The organism is Paenibacillus pectinilyticus, from assembly GCF_001700435.1.
GTDB classification, from domain to species: domain Bacteria; phylum Bacillota; class Bacilli; order Paenibacillales; family NBRC-103111; genus Paenibacillus_E; species Paenibacillus_E pectinilyticus.
This window is the reverse complement of sequence record NZ_LYPC01000022.1, coordinates 262,556-283,090: the sequence shown is the minus strand read 5'-3', so window position 1 is coordinate 283,090 and position 20,535 is coordinate 262,556. Positions and strand designations below refer to the sequence as shown.

The following is a 20,535-nucleotide window of genomic DNA, read 5'->3' as shown; positions in this document are numbered from 1 at the left end:
TATGAAGAACCTACAATTGTAAAAAGAAGGAAGTGAGAGTAACCATGTAATCCCTTTAATTCTTCCTAAAATTGTATGAAATGCGTAATTTTGCACACGAACCCAGTAAGGATGCACATCGTTCTCATGTTCACATGTTTGTTATGATTACGATACCGGTCGTTGCTTGGAAAGGAGGGAAGTGAAAAGGCGGCCTCACGCTATTCGCCGAAGGAGTGGGAAGCGCTTACTATTTATGTTGCAACGGGTATGTGCATGGTTCACATGTTTACTAATTAGGAGGTTTTATGCTAATGAAGTTGCAGTTCAATCGGGTTCATAAGTCCAAAAGTATCCTTGTCGCACTCATTCTAGCCGTTTTGTTCGCACAATTAGGAATCGCAGTGCCAGCTGCTCTTGCAGCCACGAATTTAGCAGCAGGTAAACAAGTCACCGCCACTGGCTATAACGATGTCTACGTGGCGACTAACGTCAATGATAGTAATCAAGCCACATACTGGGAAAGCACGAATAACGCATTTCCCCAATCAATTCGTGTAGACTTGGGAAGTACGTACTCTGTCAATCAGGTTGTGCTGAAGCTTCCCGTCGGCTGGGGATCGCGATCCCAAACACTTTCCGTACTCGGTAGCTTGAATGACTCTACATATACCAACCTCGCAAGCTCAGCTAGCTACACATTTAATCCCACAAGCAACAACATTGTGACCATTAATTTCACTGCCGCTTCAGCCCGCTATGTCAAATTAACAGTTACTTCCAATTCAGGCTGGCCTGCTGCGCAGCTTTCCGAATTTGAAGTGTACGGAGCAGCGGCTGGAGATACACAGGCACCAACTGCACCGTCAAGTTTGGCCTACACGACGCCAGCTTCGGGTCAAATCCAATTAACATGGAACGCTTCAACAGATAACGTTGGCGTTACAGGTTATGACATTTACGCGAATGGCAGTCTACGTACTAGTGTAGCTGGCAACGTGCTGACTTACACAGACAGCCAACCAGATACGGCAACGGTCAGTTACTATGTGGTTGCGAAGGATGCCGCAGGCAATGTTTCCGCCGCAAGCAATACGGTAACACGTACTGGCGTAGTCAATTCTGATACACAAGCGCCGACAACACCGGCAAGCTTGGCCTACACGACACCAGCATCGGGTCAAATCAAATTAACATGGAACGCTTCAACCGACAACGTTGGCGTAACCGGCTATGACATCTACGCAAACGGCAGCCTGCGTACTAGTGTAGCTGGCAATGTGCTGACCTTCACGGACAGCCAGCCAGATACAGCCACGGTTAGCTACTACGTGAAAGCGAAGGATGCCGCAGGCAATGTTTCTGCTGCTAGCAATACGGTAACGCGAAACGGTACTGTCGTAAGTGGCAGTAACCTCGCTGTGGGCAAAACGATCACAGCATCGTCCAACACACAATCGTTTGTCGCTGCTAATGCAAATGACGGCAGTGTCACCACGTACTGGGAAAGCGGTTCTGGCGCATATCCAGCTACACTTACCGTGAGCTTGGGCGCTAATGCTTCCATTTCGTCCGTCGCTGTGAAGCTGAACCCAGATGCAGCGTGGGCAACGCGCACGCAAACGATCGAAGTACTCGGAAAACCGCAAGGCGGTTCCGCATTCACGACGCTCGTTGCCTCCGCAACCTACACGTTTAATCCAGCTTCGGGCAATGTGGTCAACATCCCGGTGACAGGAACAGTCAGCGACGTGCAGTTGAAATTCACAGCGAATTCCGGAGCGCCAGGCGCTCAAGTTGCTGAGTTCGAAGTTATCGGTACGCCTGCTCCGAATCCGGATCTAACGATCACCGGGTTGTCCTGGACGCCGACTACACCAATTGAAACCGATGCGATTACTCTTAACGCAGTCGTGAAAAATATCGGCACGGCCGCCGCAACAGCGACGACGGTTAACTTTTATGTAGGCACGACGAAGGTGGGATCTGCCCCAGTAGCAGCTCTAGCAGCAGGAGCAACGGCAAATGTAACGGCGAACATCGCAGCTCAATCGGCTGGCAGCTATTCACTTACTGCGAAAGCAGATGAAGAGAATGCCGTCATCGAGCTGAATGAAAGCAATAACAGCTACACGAGCAGCTCTAATCTAGTTGTAAATGCGGTTGCAAGCGCTGATTTGATTGTTACGGCTTCTTCGTCACCTAGCAATCCAGTAGCTGGAAATACTGTAACCTTTACTGTTAATCTGAAAAATCAAGGGAACATTGCTTCTGCGAGCGGAGCTCACGCTCTGACTTTAGTTCTTAAGAACTCGGCGGGTGCCACGATCCAAACGCTAACTGGATCCTATACCGGCGCTATCGCAGCTGGAGCATCCGTTAATGTGAATTTGGGAACTTGGACAGCCGTTAATGGCAGCTACACACTGACTGCGACAGTTGCGGCTGATGCGAATGAAGTTAGCATTAAACAAGCAAATAACTCAAGTGTAACAAGTCTTTATTCGGGACGTGGCGCTAACATGCCGTTTACCGTTATTGAAGCAGAATTACCTTCCAATGCCACGAACGGAACGAGATTGGTTCCGAACTTTACACCAGGCGACTTTGCCGGAGAAGCTTCCGGGCGCTCTGCAGTTTACTTAGATGCAACTGGAGAGTATGTCGAGTTTACACTGACTTCTCCAGCGAACGCGTTCGTTCTGCGTAATGCTGTGGCCGAAAATACGACGGGAACTGTCAGCATATATGCCGATGGGGTAAGTAAAGGCAAATTCAACGTGTCCTCAAAGTTCTCTTACTTGTATGCAACGCCAACTACACTGGGTCGTCTCGGATATGATAATTCGGGTACGAAAGCATATTGGCTCTATGAAGATGCCCAATTGATGCTTGATCAAGTTTACCCAGCGGGAACGAAGATCAAAATCCAAAAGGATGCAGGCGACGTTTCTTGGATCTACGTTGACATGATCGAGACGGAAAATGTTGCTCCGGCAGTTTCGAACCCTGATCCGAGTAAATACGTCCAGGTTTCAGCTTCGAAATCGATCGATCAAGCTCTGAATGAATTTAGACAAGACACAACCAAGAAAGGGATATTCATTCCTGCTGGCACATGGACAATTAATAGCAAAATCTTCATTTACGGACGCGCAACCGAAATCATCGGAGCAGGGCCATGGTATACCAAGCTGACAGCACCACAAGATCAATCCAACACAGATGTTGGCTTTAATATTGCTTCGACCGCGAATGGCTCGACCATCAAAGATTTGTCCGCTTGGGGCAACTATCAGTACCGTGTGGATGGACCAGGTAAATTCATCGATGGAAACGGTATGCAGAACGTTACGATTCAAAACATTTGGGCGGAGCACTTCATCTGCTTGTATTGGGGAGTTGGTGCTTCAAACAATACGTTCAGAAACAACCGGATTAAAAACACGTTCGCAGACGGAATCAACATGACCAACGGATCCAACAACAACATCATTGACAACAACTACGCGAGAGCAACTGGCGATGATTCCTTTGCAGAGTTCAGTGCGGTAGATGCCGGTGGTTCGTACAATGTAGGCAACAAGTTCACAAACCTAACTGCGGTAGCTGTAAGACGTGCAGCAGCATTTGCAGCCTACGGCGGATCGGATAACTTGTTCCAGAACCTGTATGGTGCAGATACATTGACGTATCCAGGTCTTACGATCAGCAGCTTGAGCTTCGGTTACAACACGTTGGGCTTTGGGGACGTGGATACGGTATTCGACGGCATCACGCTTGACCGGACGGGCGGAGATTTCTGGACCAGCGTAGGAGCAGACGACAAGATCAATGATTACCAGAATTTTGGTGCAATTTGGTTCTATTCGGGTGACCGTGCATTCAAGAACATTTTGGTTAAAAACGTGGACATTAACAACTCGGTTTATTTCGGATTGATGTTCCAGAACATGTATCCAAATGCGCTAGCGATGCAAAATGTTCGGGTAGAAAACGTCAACATCAATAATCCGACTCGTTATGGCATCAAGCTTGTTGTAAAAGCAGAACAAGGCCAAGGACCCGTTGTAGGTGCAGCAAGCTTTACCAACGTAAAAGTGAACAATCCTGGTGTTACAGCCATCTATGGAGAATCATCAAATCCGAACTTTACCATTACAAGAGTTTCAGGGAATAACTGGTAATAGGGCATAAATATTCGACAAACAGCTTACTCGGTTTTCTGAGTAAGCTGTTTTGTTCAGTTCATTACAGCTCGGCTGAATGACTTCCTTTAATTGTATGAAATGCGTAATTTTGCACATGAACCCAGTAAGGATACACATCGTTCATACATTCATTTGTTTGTTATGATTACGATACTGGTCGTCGGTTGGAGGTGGAAGGTAGGGAGGCGGCCTCATAGTAATTATTGAAGGAAAGGGAAGCGCTTTCTTATTTTGCAACAGGTATCTGCAAAGCTTACATGTTTACAAATTAGGAGGTTTAATTCTAATGAATTTGCAGTTCAATCGCGTTCATAAGTCCAAAAGGTTACTTGTCGCACTCATTCTAGCCGTCATGTTCGCACAGTTAGGAATCGCAGTGCCAGCCGCTCTTGCAGCCACGAATTTAGCAGCAGGCAAACCGGTCACCGCAACTGGTTATAACGATGTCTATGTGGCGACGAACGTCAATGACAGCAATCAAGCTACATACTGGGAAAGCACGAATAATGCATTTCCTCAATCGATTCGCGTAGACTTGGGAAGCACGTACTCCGTTAATCAGGTTGTGTTGAAGCTTCCCGTCGGCTGGGGATCGCGATCGCAAACACTTTCCGTACTCGGTAGCTTGAATGACTCTACATATACCAACCTCGCAAGCTCAGCTAGCTACACGTTTAATCCCACAAGTAACAATACTGTGACCATAAATTTCACAGCGGCTTCAGCTCGCTATGTCAAATTAACGGTCACAGCCAATTCAGGCTGGCCGGCTGCGCAGCTTTCCGAATTTGAAGTGTATGGATCCGCGACTGGGGATACACAGACTCCGACTGCTCCAGCAAATTTGGCCTACACGACGCCTGCTTCCGGTCAAATTAAATTAACATGGAACGCTTCAACGGATAACGTTGGCGTAACGGGTTACGATATCTACGCGAACAGCAGTCTGCGTACATCTGTTGCAGGCAATGTCCTGACTTACACGGATAATCAGTTAGATACAGACACGGTTAGCTACTACGTGATTGCGAAGGATGCCGCAGGCAATGTTTCTGCCGCAAGCAATGTAGTAACACGCACAGGTGTTGTTAACTCTGATACACAAGCACCGTCTGCACCGTCGACGCTGGCCTACACGGCACCTGCTTCGGGGCAAATAAAATTGACATGGAACGCTTCGACGGACAATGTCGGCGTGACAGGTTATGACATCTACGCGAATGGTAGTCTGCGTACTAGTGTAGCAGGCAATGTGCTGACTTACACGGATAACCAACCAGATACAGCCACGGTTAGTTACTACGTGAAAGCGAAGGATGCAGCAGGGAATGTTTCTGCCTCAAGTAATACTGTAACGCGAAACGGCAGTGTCGTAAGCGGCAGCAATCTTGCTGTGGGCAAAACGATCACAGCTTCGTCCAACACACAATCGTTTGTCGCTGCTAATGCAAATGACGGCAGTGTCACCACATACTGGGAAAGTGGTTCTGGCGCATATCCGGCTACACTTGCCATGAGCTTGGGCGCTAATGCATCCATCTCGTCCGTTGCTGTGAAGCTAAACCCTGACGCCGCGTGGGCAACGCGTACGCAAACGATCGAAGTGCTCGGTAAATCGCAAGGCGGTTCCGCATTCACGACCCTCGTAGCTTCCGCAACCTACACGTTTAATCCAGCTTCAGGTAACGTAGTTACCATCCCGGTGACAGCGACAGTTAGCGATGTTCAATTGAAAGTCACAGCGAACTCCGGAGCGCCGGGTGCTCAAGTTGCTGAGTTCGAAGTTATCGGTACGCCAGCTCCGAATCCGGATTTGACGATCACCGGTTTGTCCTGGACGCCGACTACGCCGATTGAAACCGATGCGATTACCCTTAACGCAGTCGTGAAAAATATCGGCTCCGCCGCCGCTACGGCGACTACGGTTAACTTTTATGCAGGCTCGACGAAAGTGGGATCTGCCCCTGTAGCAGCCCTAGCAGCAGGTGCAACGGCAAATGTGACGGCGAACATCGCAGCCCAAACAGCCGGCAGCTACACGCTGACTGCCAAGGCAGATGAAGAGAATGCCGTCATCGAGCTGAGTGAAAGCAATAACAGCTACACGAGCAGCTCTAACTTGGTTGTCAGTGCAGTTCCAAGTTCTGATTTGGTAGCCACGGCTGCATGGGCACCAAGCAATCCAGTGGTTGGAAATATCGTTTCCTTTACCGTAAATCTGAAAAATCAAGGTAACATCGCTTCGGCAAACGGTGCTCACAATATAACCGTAGCTCTTAAAAATGCTTCTGGGTCAACCATTCAAACCTTTACGGGATCTTACAGCGGTGCTATCGCAGCGGGCGCATCCGTTAATGTAGCCCTTACGGGGACATGGACTGCTGCAAATGGCAGTTACGCGGTAGTTTCAACGGTTGCTGCTGATGCGAATGAAGTAAGCACGAAGCAAGCCAACAACACAAGCACAACTAGTTTGGTTGTGTATGCTGCACGCGGTGCGAGCATGCCATATACCCGGTATGATACGCAAGATGCAACGCTTGGTGGTGGTGCCAATGTGAAATCCGCACCTAACTTTGATCAATCGCTTACGGCTTCTGAAGCTTCAGGTCAAAGTTATGCAGCTCTTCCTTCGAATGGCTCATATGCACAATGGGCGATCAGACAGGGGGAAGGCGGAGCAGGAGTAACCATGAGATTTACGATGCCGGATTCAAGTAATGGCATGGGATTGAACGGTTCACTTGACGTATATGTAAATGGTGTTAAAACCAAAACGATTTCGTTGACATCCTACTATAGCTGGCAGTATTTCTCCAGTGACCAGCCTGCGGATGCACCTGGCGGTGGCCGTCCGTTGTTCCGATTTGATGAAGTACATTTCAAACTGGATACAGCCCTCCACCAAGGAGATACCATCCGTATCCAAAAGAACAATGGAGACAGCTTAGAATATGGCGTTGACTTCCTTGAAATTGAAGCGGTTCCGACAGCGATTGCACGTCCGGCTAACTCCGTTTCTGTTACCGATTTCGGAGCCATTCCAAACGACGGACTTGATGATCTTGCTGCTTTTAACAATGCGGTAAGTGCAGCTGTTTCATCAGGGAAAACGTTGTACATCCCAGAAGGAACGTTCCATCTCAGCAGCATGTGGCAAATCGGTACTGCCACCAACATGATTAATAACTTAACAATTACAGGTGCAGGTATCTGGTATACCAACATCCAATTTACGAATTCAAATGCTGCAGGCGGCGGTATCTCGTTCCGTATCAGCGGCCAACTCGATTTCAGTAACGTATACATGAATTCGAATCTGCGTTCCCGTTATAACCAAAATGCGATTTACAAAGCCTTCATGGATAACTTCGGAACGAACTCCAGGATTCATGACATTTGGGAAGAACACTTTGAATGTGGTTTCTGGGTAGCCGATTATGCTCACACACCAGCGATTCATGCTGAAGGTCTGTTGATTGAAAACAGCCGAGTAAGAAACAATCTTGCCGACGGCATTAACTTCTGTCAAGGAACGAGCAATTCAACAGTTCGTAATTCAAGCTTGCGCAACAACGGTGATGATGCACTTGCGGTTTGGACAGATAACACGAATGGCGCTGTAATGGGCGTAAACGATACCTTCACTTATAACACAATTGAGAATAACTGGCGTGCAGGTGCAATCGCTTTCTTCGGAGGAAGCGGCCACAAGGCTACGAACAACTTAATTGTAGATACAGTTGGAGGTTCCGGTTTCCGAATGAACACGGTATTCCCGGGGTACCATTTCCAAAATAACACAGGCATCATATTCTCGGATAACACGCTAATTAACACAGGTACGAGTCAAGACCTTTACAATGGGGAACGTGGCGCGATTGATCTAGAAGCTTCCTCGGATCCGATTACAAACTTAACTGTCAGCAACGTTACGATTCTTAATACACAACGCGATGCTGTACAATTCGGGTATAGTGGTGGATTCCAGAATATTAACTTTAATAACATTACGATTGATGGTACGGGGCTAGACGGAGTGACGACTTCGCGCTTTGCAGGACAACATAAAGGTGCTGCTATCTACACGTACACGAATAATGGTGCGGCAACGTTCACTGGATTGACGACTACGAATATTGCATATCCGAGTCTTTACTTCATCCAGTCTGGATTTAGTCTAACAATTAAATAACGGTTTGTTAGCGGCGAGGAGGTTATCATAACCCCTCGCCGTTGTCATGTCCTTAAGCACTCTTTTTTGGTAAAATAAAATAACGAATCTATGGATGAATAAGGAGCTGTTACTGTTAGATGATTCCGATTAATCTACGTCAATCTCATAAATCTGATGTTGAAATGCTTGCTAATTTACGCGCAATTGTCCTACGAAATGATTTAACCAGGTTAAGAAGGTTTGATGAAGCGAAGGTTCGTCAGCGCTTCCGTCATTCATTTGACCCCGTTCACACTTGGATTATTGAATCGAATGCTGAATTTGTTGGCTGCGTGGCTCTTAAACCAACGTTGGATGGTTACTTATTAGAACATTTTTATATTTCTCCGAATTACCAAGGTAAAGGGATCGGTTCTCAAGTCCTAGAAAAATTGCTTCAACAACAGGAAGTCATTGGAAAACGTGTGACATTAAATGTTCTGCAAGGAAGTTCTGCTAAACGCCTTTACGAACGGTTTGCTTTTAAAATAGACAGTGAAGACCTCATAGACGTATATATGTCTGTGATTGTAGAGGAAAAACGTCTGTAGCCTTGCTTAGATATCAAGTTTACGGTTACTTAACCATTTCACCATTTCAGGATCCCGATGCGAGAAGAATAAACTCGTCTTCGTATCTAATATCGTAATCGACGCCATATCCTCTTGGCTCAATTCAAAATCAAAGATATTGAAGTTTTCGATCATGCGTTCTTTACGAACAGACTTTGGAATCACAACGACATTTCTTTGTGTCAACCAACGTAAAACAACTTGTGCTACGGATTTATGATTCTTTTCTGCAATGGATACCAATATCTCATTCTGGAATAAGTTATTTTTCCCTTCAGCAAAAGGCGCCCAGGATTCGATTTGAACCTGATTCTCATTCATGAAAGCAGCATTTTCGATTTGTTGGTTGAATGGATGTGTTTCCACTTGATTGACAGCAGGAACGACTTCATTCTGAATAATCAAATCGATCAAACGATCTTCATGGAAGTTACTTACGCCAATCGCGCGGACCTTTCCTTCACGATACAATTCCTCCATAGCGCGCCATGAACCATGAACATCGCCGTATGGCTGATGAATTAAATACAAATCCAAATAATCCAATTGGAGTCTTTCCAGTGAATTCATAAACGCAAGTTTGGTGCGCTCATAACCAGTATCCTGAACCCAAAGTTTTGTTGTAATAAATAATTCCTCTCTAGCCACGCCACTCCGTTTGATCGCTCTGCCAACGGCTGCTTCATTCAAATAGGAGGCAGCTGTGTCAATCAGCCGATAGCCTGAGCTAATCGCGTCATAGACGCTTTGTTCACATTCCTGTTGATCTGAAATCTGAAATACACCGAAACCGAGTATCGGCATCTCAATCCCATTGTTCAAAGTTACTTTCTGCATAGTAAATCCTCCATTTATAAAAATTGTAAATCAAGTGGTACTCAATGCGATGTATTATCTCCTCTTATCACATCCTTATTATGCTTCAGATGACGGAGTGGACGGTATCCCATTCGTGTTAAATGATTGCCTAATCCTCTCACTATGGTTTGAAAACTCTAACCGTTGAAAAAGGAAATATTGATCAATGCCAATAAGCCCATACCCGTGACGAGTGTCCTGCGTACGATGTAGAGGGCATGGTTTGTTAATGTTCTCCATGAACCGGCAGTAACCCATAAGGAGTTGGAGTTGTGATATCAAAAACGGGACTTACAGGGCGTGTGATCTTTAAAGGAGATCCGGGTTATAATGCAGCGCGTAAAAATTGGGATCCTCATACGGACAGATTTCCGAAAGTATTTGTGTTTGCACTTCGAACCAAAGATGTAGCAAATGCGATTAGATGGGCACGAAGAAATAATGTCCCGATTCGACCAAGAAGCGGAAGACATGCCTTGGAAACGAATCTGTCACAGGTCAATGGCGGCATAGTTATTGATGTAAGTGAAATGAAGAAAATTCAGCTCAATAGAAAACTTGGAACAGTTGTTGTGGAGTCAGGCAATCGGGTGGGAAGAGTAGTAGATACGCTAGCCAGAAAAGGTTTTATTGCTCCATTTGGCGACAGCCCTTCCGTAGGAATCGGCGGAATTACACTTGGCGGTGGAATCGGGCCACTGCAACGGACGACCGGCCTCATTAGCGATAATCTTCTCGAAATCGAAATGGTCGATGCAAAGGGAAAAGTGATTCGAGCTAATAAAAAATGCCATAGCGATCTTCTATGGGCTTCCCGTGGTGGTGGCGGAGGAAACTTTGGCGTCTATACGAAATATAAATTTAAAGTGCTTCGCGCTCCAGCCAAGGCTACCGTCTTTCATGTCACGTGGCCATGGAATCAGTTCGAAGCGGTCGTAAAGAAATGGCAGCTATGGGCACCGTCCACTAGTACCAAACTGGGTAGTGAGTTATCCGTTGGTCCCAAAAAGGGCGGCAATGTGAGTATGTTAGGACTCTTCCTCGGTTCAAAAAAAGAAGCGCTTCGCTTTTTAGAACCTATTTTAAGTGTGGGAACACCCATTGAAAAAACCATCAAGAACTTGCCGTACTTGGAAGCCACGAAGTTTTTGTTAGCACCTGATCCAATACTTACTCAGAAGTTTAGTAACCAATTCTCTAGTGGTTTCGGCAGACGCCCATTCCCAGATAAAGCCTATAAGACCATTCGTAAATTTCTAGAAAAAGCAGAGGGAGGTACTCCGGCTGGCTTCTTCTTCCTCAACTGGGGAGGGGCCATACGCCGCATCGCTCCTAAAGCTACCGCGTTCTATTGGCGTGATCCCCAATTCTATGTGGAGTGGAACACCTCATGGGTTAAGCCATCTCACGCAGCTAGAAATATTGCTTTAACTCGGAACACCAGGAAGAAGCTGCAGCCTTATATCGTAGGTTCTTATATCAACGTTCCAGACCAAGGTATAAAATGCTCAGGCCCCGTCTATTATGGCAAAAACTACGCAAGATTGCGGAGAGTCAAAGCTAAATATGACCCTACCAATGTCTTTAACAATCCGCAAAGTATTCCTCCAGCGCGGATCGGGAAACGCTAATATAAAAATGTGTCAGTTCACCGCTCTCAAAGGAAGTTCTTAACAACCTTTGAGGGCTGTTTCTGTTTATATCTACCGTATAATTCTCGATTTCCTATCGGATTAGAATCGTCCTGTCTATCGAAATCATAGAAACAACGATATTGATCGCATTATGGGACAAGGTTAAGATAAGGGAGTCCTTCGAAGAGAAAAAAAGAAAATAGGTGATTTAACGATGCAGACCATATCGATTGTTCAGAAACAAAACAATATCGGTTCCGTTCAATTCTTGCCCGTTAACTTATTTGCATCTGTAATGGGGATTTCGGGTTTATCTTTGGCTTGGCGACAAGCTAGCAAATTATTTGGGAGTTCTCCGGTTATTGCAGATTGTATTGGAATTGTTGCGGTTCTTATGTTTATCGCTTTAAGTATAGGATATTTGTCCAAATGGATGCTATATCCTCAGAAAGTAGCAGACGAATTTGTGCATCCTATCCTGGGCAATTTTTTCGGTACAATACCGATTTCTATTCTATTACTTTCATCTATAGTAGGTATCTATAGTGAGATAGCAGGTCAAACGCTTTGGATCATTGGGACGGCAACCACATTGGTGCTTAGTTATGTCTTTGTTTCACGATTGTTAAAAGGAAATCAAGAACTAGGCAATGCCGTTCCTGCATGGCTTATCCCAGTTGTAGCATCACTTGACGTTGGCGTCGCTGGTGGAACGATGCCATTTCCTTGGGCGCATGAAATTAACCTGTTGTGTTTAGCGATCGGTGGAATTGCTGCATTAGTTTTCTTCACTCTGATCTTAGCCAGATTGATCCACCAAGCTCCATTGCCAGCAGGCTTAACGCCGTCGCTGCTCATTTTGATAGGACCATTTGAGGTGGGTTTTCTTAGCTATACGAATTTCACGCAACGAATTGATCAGTTCGCATCTCTGTTATTTTACTTTGGTTTATTTTTATTTATCGTTCTCTTCTTTAAAGTTTTCAAAAAGTCAGTACCTTTTGGCGTTTCATGGTGGGGTGTAAGCTTTCCGATGGCCGCGCTTAGCAATGCAGCTATTAAATATGCTTTGTTCGTGCATTCGTGGTTGTTAGTCGCCATCGCCGCGATTATTCTAACATTGCTTAGTATCGTTCTGATCGTGCTATTTATTCGAACGCTAAATATTCTTTTCAACGGCAAATTACTTAAAGGGTAATTCAAGTTTCAATTTAAATGATAATAGGGCACAATAGGGGATATGAATCAAGTGCTCTTAGAATATCGGTAACGAGTGGGCGCCATGAGGTGAATAAGAATGGAAATAAGACAATTAGAATATTTTATGACGACATGTGAAGAACTCCATTTCACGCGAGCTGCCGAAAAGCTAGGAATCACACAACCTACGTTAAGTCATCAAATTAAGGCGCTAGAGAATGAGCTTAATGTTAGATTATTTGATCGAATAGGGAAGAAGACGATGATTACCGAAGCAGGTATGATTTTGTACCAAAACTGCCATAAAGCTTTGGGATCTTTAGCAAATGCACGCGAGCAAATTCAAGAGTTGCAGAAAGTAGAACGCGGCACCCTGTCGATTGGTGCTTTGCCAGGCGAATTAAATGAACTCGTTTCATCTCTTCTTATTGACTTTCATCGTAATTATCCGAATATTCGCATAAAGTTGATTGCTCATGAAGATGTTGTTGAGCGTGTTCTGCAAAATGAACTGGACTTTGCTCTTTCTATTCTGCCCGTAGAAGATGATAAATTGGTGATAAAACCGCTTTATAGAGAAGCGTTCTATTTCGTAACTACGGCTAACCATCCGTTATCCGGCTACCAGCAAATTAATTTGGAGGAAGTCGTTACAACTCCGATTGTGATGTTTCCTGAAACACACCGTTGCCGACAATTAATTGATTTTACTTGCAAAAAAGAAGGGCTAGAATTGAAACCATTTATTGAAACAACGACGATTGATTCTTTATTTAATTTAGTAAGGTCGGGAATTGGAGCCACAATTCTCTCTAATACTTTAATTGAAATGCAACAATATGAAGATTTAATCATCATTCCCATTGTAAACCCAAGGCTCTGTCGAGAGGTAGCAATCGTTTATCATAAAGATAAATATGTGGGACAGGCTGCAAGCGGCTTTATCGAACTCATACTTTCGTACATTAATTCCATTAAAAAGGAAGAGCATACAGCTTATTGTGATCTTGAAGGTTAATAACGAATTATTTGCGTTAATTTTAGGCACTTTTAGATACGACAGGTTCGTCTTTGAAAGGAGTAGAATCAAATGGGATGGAATATTCTGTTAACCAGAAAGTTTATAGTTGCTTACCTATTCGTTTTTGTCATGCTTGTTAGTTCTGTCGTTCTCCAAGAAACGGATATTCTTTTCCCGGAAATTGCCGGTATGGCCATGGGGATTATAGTATTTAGAGTTCCTCATTGGATAAAGAAACCAGTCCATTTGTGGCTTTCCCCAACTTTAGGTGCATTCCTTGGTACTTCTTTTAACGAGTTATCTTTAAGTCCCTTGGCTAAAATATGGGTAGGGCTAGTGGTTGTTGTTATTCTTATGCATATATTTCGCGTGAATTTTGGACCAACGATTCCTGCAACATTACTGCCGATCTTTTTAGAACTACATGACTACGTATTTGCAATCTCAACTTGTGTTTTTACATTTGTGATTATGTTAGCTGCATTTAAATTGAGAAAGCCGGAATCGTTACAGGGAGGTCCCCTTCAATTTCGGAAGAAAACAGATACGCTTATCATAACGCTTGTATTAGGGGTTTGGATTGGTCTTGGCTTTGTAACTAAGCTAGAAGTCTTGGTAGTTCCTCCCGTATTTGCCCTCATATTCGAAGTCTTTCATGCTGAGAAATTTGCTTGGAAACTGATTCCGTCTCGTTTAGCAGTTCTGACTACTACAGCTGTTCTTTCAGTTGGCGTGTATCACTTATTGGGAGGATCCATCATTTGGGTTGGTGTCGTCAATGTTTTGATAACGATGCTGCTTTGTACGTTGTTTAAATCGCCTGTACCTGTGGCATTTGGTGTTTCTTTAATGCCGCTTATCGTCCCAGCATGGGGAACATGGGGGTTTCCTGTTGGTGTATTTGTGACAACTGGATTATTGATGTGTTTGACTGCGGGATACCGTCAATTTAAATCAAATCGGAGTAATCCATAAATATACAGGTTGACAGTCTATCTACTAAAAGGTAGAATCACAACATGACGATAACTTACTATCCGCTTTAGCCTAAAAATAAGGGCGGATAATTTTATTAACAATCATCTACCTTTTAATAGGTAGACAATAAGGGGATGTAAACGCTGGTCAATGGTAAGAAAAATAGTAACAAAATGAGATAGGAATAGTTAGCACATACTGATAAGGTTATGGATATTTTTTATATTGATAACAGGAGGTGAGTAGACATGTTGTATGAACTGCGAATCTATCACGTTCACCCAGGTAAGATGAAGGCAATTCAAGATAGGTTCAGTGACCATGTTATTCAACTATTTATGAAACATGGCATGAAAGTGACGCAATTTTGGGAAGATATCGATGAAGCAAATAACCGACTATATTATATAGTTGAGCATCCCAATATGGAAATGCGCAATCTGAACTATGACCGTTTTCGCAATGATCCTGAATGGATTGAAGTGAAACGAATTTCAGAACTTGACGGAGCGTTAGTTCATAAACAAGAAAGTATATTTATGAAAAATGTTTCTTTTTTCGAGAACAATTGATAATCGTTAAGGTAACCTATCTTTCTACTAACAAATACAACTTAGAATGGAGCAATTATAAATGAAAACTTTAGTCATCGTAACGCATCCTAACATTGAAACATCTAACTGGAATAAATCTTGGCTTGAAGGTTTGCAGAAGGATGGTGGATTCACTATTCATGAACTATACAAAGAATATCCGGATGAAAATATCGATGTCGCGAAAGAGCAGAAACTCATTGAGGCACATGATCGGATTATTTTCCAATACCCGCTTTATTGGTACAGTTCACCGTCTTTGCTTAAGAAGTGGTTTGATACTGTCTTACAATATGGTTGGGCTTATGGACCAGATGGCTCTAAAACGGCAGGCAAAGAAATAGGTGCAGCCATTTCAACTTATGGCACAGCAGCGTCGTATCAAGCAACTGGATCTAATCGCTTTACACTACAGGAACTATTACGTCCCATCGAAGCACTTGCGGAATTCATTAGCGCTTCCTATCTCCCTCACTTTGCACTTAACGATACGTCTACCGTTACGGAAGAACGTTTAGCACAGAGTACGAAGGATTATATTCATCATATTAAAACAGTTAAACCACTTGGCGTTAGACAATAAAAACTTTCTAATTAACATATCTAAGGATTCAACCTGCACGCGATAAACAATGCATGTCAAGGAGGTTAAGATAATGCCCGTCGTTACCATTAAAGTAACCCGAGAGGGAACTACCCCTGATCGTCAGTCTGTCACAGCTGAGGAGAAGGCAGCGCTCATCAAAGGTGTCAGTGAACTTTTACTCGAAGTACTTCATAAGCCATTGGATTCTACACATGTCATTATTGAGGAAGTTGATACAGAGAATTGGGGATGGGGCGGACTGCCAGCACTTGAATATCGCAAACAACGTTCCCAATAACTGCAGAGCATACAATAGAAACTTTTAATTAAGCATATTAAAAATCCTCACTTAACTAAGTGAGGATTTTTCTTTATATCCGTAAGAATTCTGGGGTATTCAGTAATAAAAGATCAACTCTGTTCTAGAATATTTTTGACGAAAAATGGAAATATATATCTATCAGTGTTTATTAGGAGGCTATGTTGTGAATTGGTTTAAGAAATGGATGCATATTAGCCCCGTGTATCCCAAAATTCCAGATGAACATGTATCTGGAGAAGAAGCAAATACCCAATTAACCTCTGATTTGGATCAAAACGAATTAACTTTTACACGTATTTTCCATAATAGTTCCGATATCATATTTCGTAAAGTTCGGCAGAGTGATCAAAACCATTGGTTGGTCATCTACCTTTCAAGTCTGGTTGAAGAGCAAATGATTGATGATCATATATTGAAAGCTTTGACATCGCAAGAGACAAATCATTTGATAGATGATCCGATGATCTCAATAGGAAGTACGGCACTCACAAGCCAAATAGCTGACATTGTTTCTCATGTGTTAACCGGTCATGCCGCTGTTCTTACAATGGGCAGCAGCGATGCCTTTTTGGTCAATGTTATCAGCAAAACGCAACGAAGCCTTGAAGAACCGCCATCTGAACCCGTCATACGCGGACCTAGGGTTGGTTTTATTGAGAATATTTCAACGAATATAGGCTTGATACGGAGCAGGATTAAATCATCACGACTTAAAATGGAGTCCTATACAATTGGGGAGTTTTCTCAAACCAAAGTTGTTATTACCTACATAGCCGGCATTGCTTCTGAACCAGTTGTCGAGGAAGTTCGAAATCGCGTATCTCGGATTCAGATTGACGGAATTCTAGATTCTGGCTATATCGAGGAATTTATTGAAGATAATCCATACTCTCCTTTTCCACTTGTGCACAGCACAGAACGACCAGATGTTGTAGCTGCAGAGTTATTGGAAGGGAAAATAGGCATTCTTGTCGATACCAGCCCATTTGTATTAATAGCCCCTATGACATTTTGGAATGGACTTCAAGCGAGTGAGGATTACTATATTCGTTGGCCAATCGCTACTTTTGTTCGGTGGATCCGGTTCCTGTTCATATTCATTGCAATATTTGCACCGCCCTTATATGTTGCCATTACGACATTCCATCAGGAGATGATTCCTACTAATCTTGTTTTGAGTATTGCCTCTTCGAGAGAGCCGGTTCCATTCCCAGCGCTGGTCGAAGCCTTATTAATGGAAATCATATTCGAGGCATTGCGTGAAGCCGGGATTCGCTTACCCAAACAAATAGGGCAAGCGATAAGCATAGTAGGGGCCTTGGTCATTGGTCAGGCGTCTGTACAAGCTGGCATAATATCTGCTCCAATTGTCATTATCGTATCCATCACGGGCATTGCTGCGTTTACAATTCCACGATATAGCTTTGCGAATGGGATCCGTTTGCTTCGCTTTCCGATGCTATTCTTGGCCGGTACGCTTGGTCTATATGGTATTGTACTGGGGTTTATGTGTATCTTGTTACATATCACACAACTTCGTTCGTTTGGCGTGCCCTATTTTACACCGATTGCTCCTCTGGCATTCAAGAATTTGAAGGATGTTATTATCCGAGCACCCATATGGGCGAAAACACATCGACCACAGGCTACTGGATCTCTCAATTCTATTCGTGAGCCAGAAGGTCAAAAACCAAGTCCTAGTCAAGGGAAACAGCCAGCGGATAACAACTAGGATGGATCAAAGACTGAGGAAAGGAAACGCATCAGAATGAAACCAGTCCTACACATCGGCTTACTTCTTATCATAGTCATTATAAGCGGTTGTTGGGACCGTACGGAGATCAATGATCTTGCCTTCATTTCAGGTGCAGCTTTTGATTTAACGGAGAACGGTAATTATATGTTATCGCTACAGATCGCAATTCCTTCTTCTGGTCAGGGAGGACCTGGGAGTGGAGGCAGCAGTCAGAATGAGAAGTTTTTTGTCATCTCAGCAACAGGGAAAAATGCCAACGAAGCTTTTCAAAAGCTACAGAAAAAAAGTTCCCGTAGGTTATTTACCGCACATCGTGGCGTTATTTTTATTGGCGAGTCATTAGCGAAATACGGGATTAAAGATATTCTTGATGTGTATATTCATGATCCGCGTCAACGTTTAAAAACGTATATTATGGTTGTAAAAGGGGGGGAAGGGCGAGAAATTCTACGAACCAAATATCCCTTTGAACAAGTGCCAATCGAGGCCATTAAAGAAATGGAAAATTTACAGAGCGAGTTAGCGGTTACTTTGCGCGATTTTTTTATTGCTGCATCAAGTGAAGGTATCAGTCCGGTTATGGGGGTTATAGAGTCTGATGGTATATCTGATGGCCTAACAGCAAACAAGAATCAACTATTCAAGCTCGCTGGATCCGCTATTTTTAAAGACTTAAAATTAGTCGGTTATTTAAATGAAAAAGAAACAAATGGATTTAATTGGCTAACCGATCGAATGAAGCAAGGTAGGATCAATGCTGATTTACCAGAAGGTGACGGTAACATAGGGATGCTTTTGAACGATGCTAATCGAAGAATTTCTACAGAAATAAATGGTTCTCAGATTAAGATGGTCATTCAGCTGTATGGAGAAGGAAGTCTCTCCGAAAATAATTCCCCGCTGGATATCTCTCTGCCGAAAAATCTTGAGCTTGTACAGCATCTATTCGAAGATTCCGTTGAGCAACAAGTTAGAGATGTATTATCCAAAGTTCAAAAGCGATTCAAGGTAGATAGCATGGGTTTCGGTAGAGAAATTTATCGCAATCATCCGAAGGTGTGGAAAGTAGTGAAAGACCATTGGGAAGAGAAGTTTCCAGAGGTAGACGTCTCCGTCGATGTCAAATTAATGGTTGGAACTGGAATGGCTGGACCGCCTCTACAATTAAAAGTACAGGAGATCAAACAATGATTATACGAATAGCTGCTTATGTACTGATAATGCTTGTTTGGTCGTATTTTCGAATTCAGTCCTTGCTAAGTAAGCAAAAAAACAAAGAAGCAGCCGTATATAGTAGTTTAATGGGAATTTCCTCCATTGTGGGCTCTTTATTAATTGCTGGTGTTGACGTACCAAGCATTCTTATCCCTTTCAAAGTCATATTTGAACCTATTGGGAAAATACTATTGATGCAGTGAGTTACCTACTCTGCTTTTAATAGAGTCAATTAGTAGAAGGAACAACGGGATGAGGCTTTGCGTTAAAAATCCTGAACTAGGGTAAATGAAAGTTAAATAGGAGAGAAGCTCAGAGCTGTTTTTAAATATCCAAATCGATCCAATAAGGGATAAAAGTGCTGTCGGATATACAATATCTCGATAATTTCTCATACTGAAAATTTGGCTTATACTAAGACATAAAATAAACAAGGACACGGATACCTTCGTAAAATACCCTAACACCCACATCGAGACCGCAATGGCCTCAAGACGTTCAAATGAACCTTGAATACCAATATATTGAATGACACTTAAAAACGAATAGTTGAGTTTCCCTGTTAACGGACCCAGAACCATAATGGTGAGTAAAACTACGATAAAAATAAAAACGGATATCCCGAGAAGCGCAATCAGTGAGACTTTTCGGGCCTTTTCAGGATGATTTAAATACGGAATGAGCCATCCCAAAATGAATATTTGATTCATAAAAGCTCCGGATGGAATGACAGCTCCTTGTAAAACAGGGAGTAATCCTTCTGCTAATATTGGCTTGATTTGACCAGGATCTGCTTCACCAACCATCAACAAAAAGAGTGGAATCACAAAAATCAAGTAGAGTGGCGTATGAAACTCCGTACATCTTCCAATTGCCTCTATTCCTGAAATAACAACGACACTGCTTAAGAGTAATAATGTCGAACTTCCCACTAAAGATGGGCTTTTGGGTAATAGAAGCGTATTAATAAATACAGTATGCTGTATGGTCATAACTGAAATGGATACAAACCAGAAATAAATATAATATAACCCCAACATCGTTCCTAACCATTTCCCGAGGATTTTTGAACTGTATTGTATAATTGTCAATCCCGGATAGCGATTCGCAAGTGCTGTCATCACCCAAATACTTAATAATCCTGTTGTTATAGATGGAATAACCGAGAGCCATGCATCTTGCTTGGCAAACATCACCATCAATCCTGGAAGGGATAAGATGATTGTGGAAATGATAAAAGTGAAGAGGACTAAACCTAGTTGGTGTCCAGTAATTTTTTCGATTTTCTGCAAATGAAAACACGCTCCTTACCCCATAGAGGTCGTTCCAAGTATTGACTTTTCGTAATTCATTTATACGTTAAAGTCTTTATACAAGTAGTTGACCAATACAGG

15 protein-coding genes are annotated in these 20,535 nt (G+C 43.3%); 13 read left to right on the top strand and 2 right to left on the bottom strand.

Annotated elements, in window-relative coordinates:
- Positions 1–293 precede the first annotated feature (293 nt).
- From A8709_RS17595 to A8709_RS17585, 3 genes are all read left to right on the top strand, one after another.
- Positions 294–4,166 carry a discoidin domain-containing protein gene (locus A8709_RS17595; protein WP_065853664.1) on the top strand — a complete coding sequence of 1,291 codons (3,873 nt, stop codon included), beginning with the start codon at positions 294–296 and terminating at the stop codon, positions 4,164–4,166.
- A 310-nt stretch (positions 4,167–4,476) separates the two neighbouring features.
- Positions 4,477–8,385: a discoidin domain-containing protein gene (locus tag A8709_RS17590; RefSeq protein ID WP_065853663.1), complete on the top strand. Its 3,909-nt coding sequence runs from the start codon at positions 4,477–4,479 to the stop codon at positions 8,383–8,385.
- 119 nt (positions 8,386–8,504) lie between these two features.
- Positions 8,505–8,957 (top strand): GNAT family N-acetyltransferase, encoded by a 453-nt coding sequence (locus tag A8709_RS17585; RefSeq protein WP_065853662.1) that lies wholly within the window; start codon positions 8,505–8,507, stop codon positions 8,955–8,957.
- 6 nt (positions 8,958–8,963) lie between these two features.
- Here the strand turns inward: A8709_RS17585 and A8709_RS17580 are convergent, their stop codons facing one another.
- Entirely contained in the window at positions 8,964–9,815 is an 852-nt protein-coding gene (locus A8709_RS17580; protein WP_065853661.1) for an aldo/keto reductase, read from the bottom strand.
- Positions 9,816–10,111: 296 nt separating this feature from the next.
- Here A8709_RS17580 and A8709_RS17575 point away from each other — a divergent pair, with 296 nt between their 5' ends.
- From A8709_RS17575 to A8709_RS17530, 10 genes are all read left to right on the top strand, one after another.
- On the top strand, positions 10,112–11,467 hold the full coding sequence (locus A8709_RS17575) for an FAD-binding oxidoreductase (RefSeq protein ID WP_425262333.1): 1,356 nt from the start codon (positions 10,112–10,114) through the stop codon (positions 11,465–11,467).
- Positions 11,468–11,684: 217 nt separating this feature from the next.
- Positions 11,685–12,668 (top strand): SLAC1 anion channel family protein, encoded by a 984-nt coding sequence (locus tag A8709_RS17570; RefSeq protein ID WP_065853659.1) that lies wholly within the window; start codon positions 11,685–11,687, stop codon positions 12,666–12,668.
- Between the two features lie 99 nt (positions 12,669–12,767).
- On the top strand, positions 12,768–13,688 hold the full coding sequence (locus A8709_RS17565; protein WP_065853658.1) for a LysR family transcriptional regulator: 921 nt from the start codon (positions 12,768–12,770) through the stop codon (positions 13,686–13,688).
- A gap of 72 nt (positions 13,689–13,760) precedes the next feature.
- On the top strand, positions 13,761–14,666 hold the full coding sequence (locus A8709_RS17560) for a hypothetical protein (RefSeq protein WP_065853657.1): 906 nt from the start codon (positions 13,761–13,763) through the stop codon (positions 14,664–14,666).
- A gap of 251 nt (positions 14,667–14,917) precedes the next feature.
- Complete coding sequence (locus A8709_RS17555) at positions 14,918–15,241, top strand: NIPSNAP family protein (protein WP_065853656.1); 324 nt, start codon at positions 14,918–14,920, stop codon at positions 15,239–15,241.
- A 61-nt stretch (positions 15,242–15,302) separates the two neighbouring features.
- Positions 15,303–15,845 (top strand): NAD(P)H-dependent oxidoreductase, encoded by a 543-nt coding sequence (locus A8709_RS17550; RefSeq protein WP_065853655.1) that lies wholly within the window; start codon positions 15,303–15,305, stop codon positions 15,843–15,845.
- Between the two features lie 73 nt (positions 15,846–15,918).
- Positions 15,919–16,146, top strand: a complete 228-nt coding sequence (locus A8709_RS17545; protein ID WP_065853654.1) for a tautomerase family protein — start codon at positions 15,919–15,921, stop codon at positions 16,144–16,146.
- A gap of 187 nt (positions 16,147–16,333) precedes the next feature.
- Entirely contained in the window at positions 16,334–17,902 is a 1,569-nt protein-coding gene (locus A8709_RS17540; RefSeq protein ID WP_141692575.1) for a spore germination protein, read from the top strand.
- 36 nt (positions 17,903–17,938) lie between these two features.
- Positions 17,939–19,117 (top strand): Ger(x)C family spore germination protein, encoded by a 1,179-nt coding sequence (locus tag A8709_RS17535; protein WP_084225078.1) that lies wholly within the window; start codon positions 17,939–17,941, stop codon positions 19,115–19,117.
- Positions 19,114–19,344: a hypothetical protein gene (locus tag A8709_RS17530; protein WP_065853653.1), complete on the top strand. Its 231-nt coding sequence runs from the start codon at positions 19,114–19,116 to the stop codon at positions 19,342–19,344. Before A8709_RS17535 ends, A8709_RS17530 begins: the two co-directional genes overlap by 4 nt.
- Here A8709_RS17530 and A8709_RS17525 read toward each other — a convergent pair.
- On the bottom strand, positions 19,330–20,433 hold the full coding sequence (locus tag A8709_RS17525) for a GerAB/ArcD/ProY family transporter (protein WP_065853652.1): 1,104 nt from the start codon (positions 20,431–20,433) through the stop codon (positions 19,330–19,332). The two genes, A8709_RS17530 and A8709_RS17525, sit on opposite strands and share 15 nt — an antisense overlap.
- Positions 20,434–20,535 lie beyond the last annotated feature (102 nt).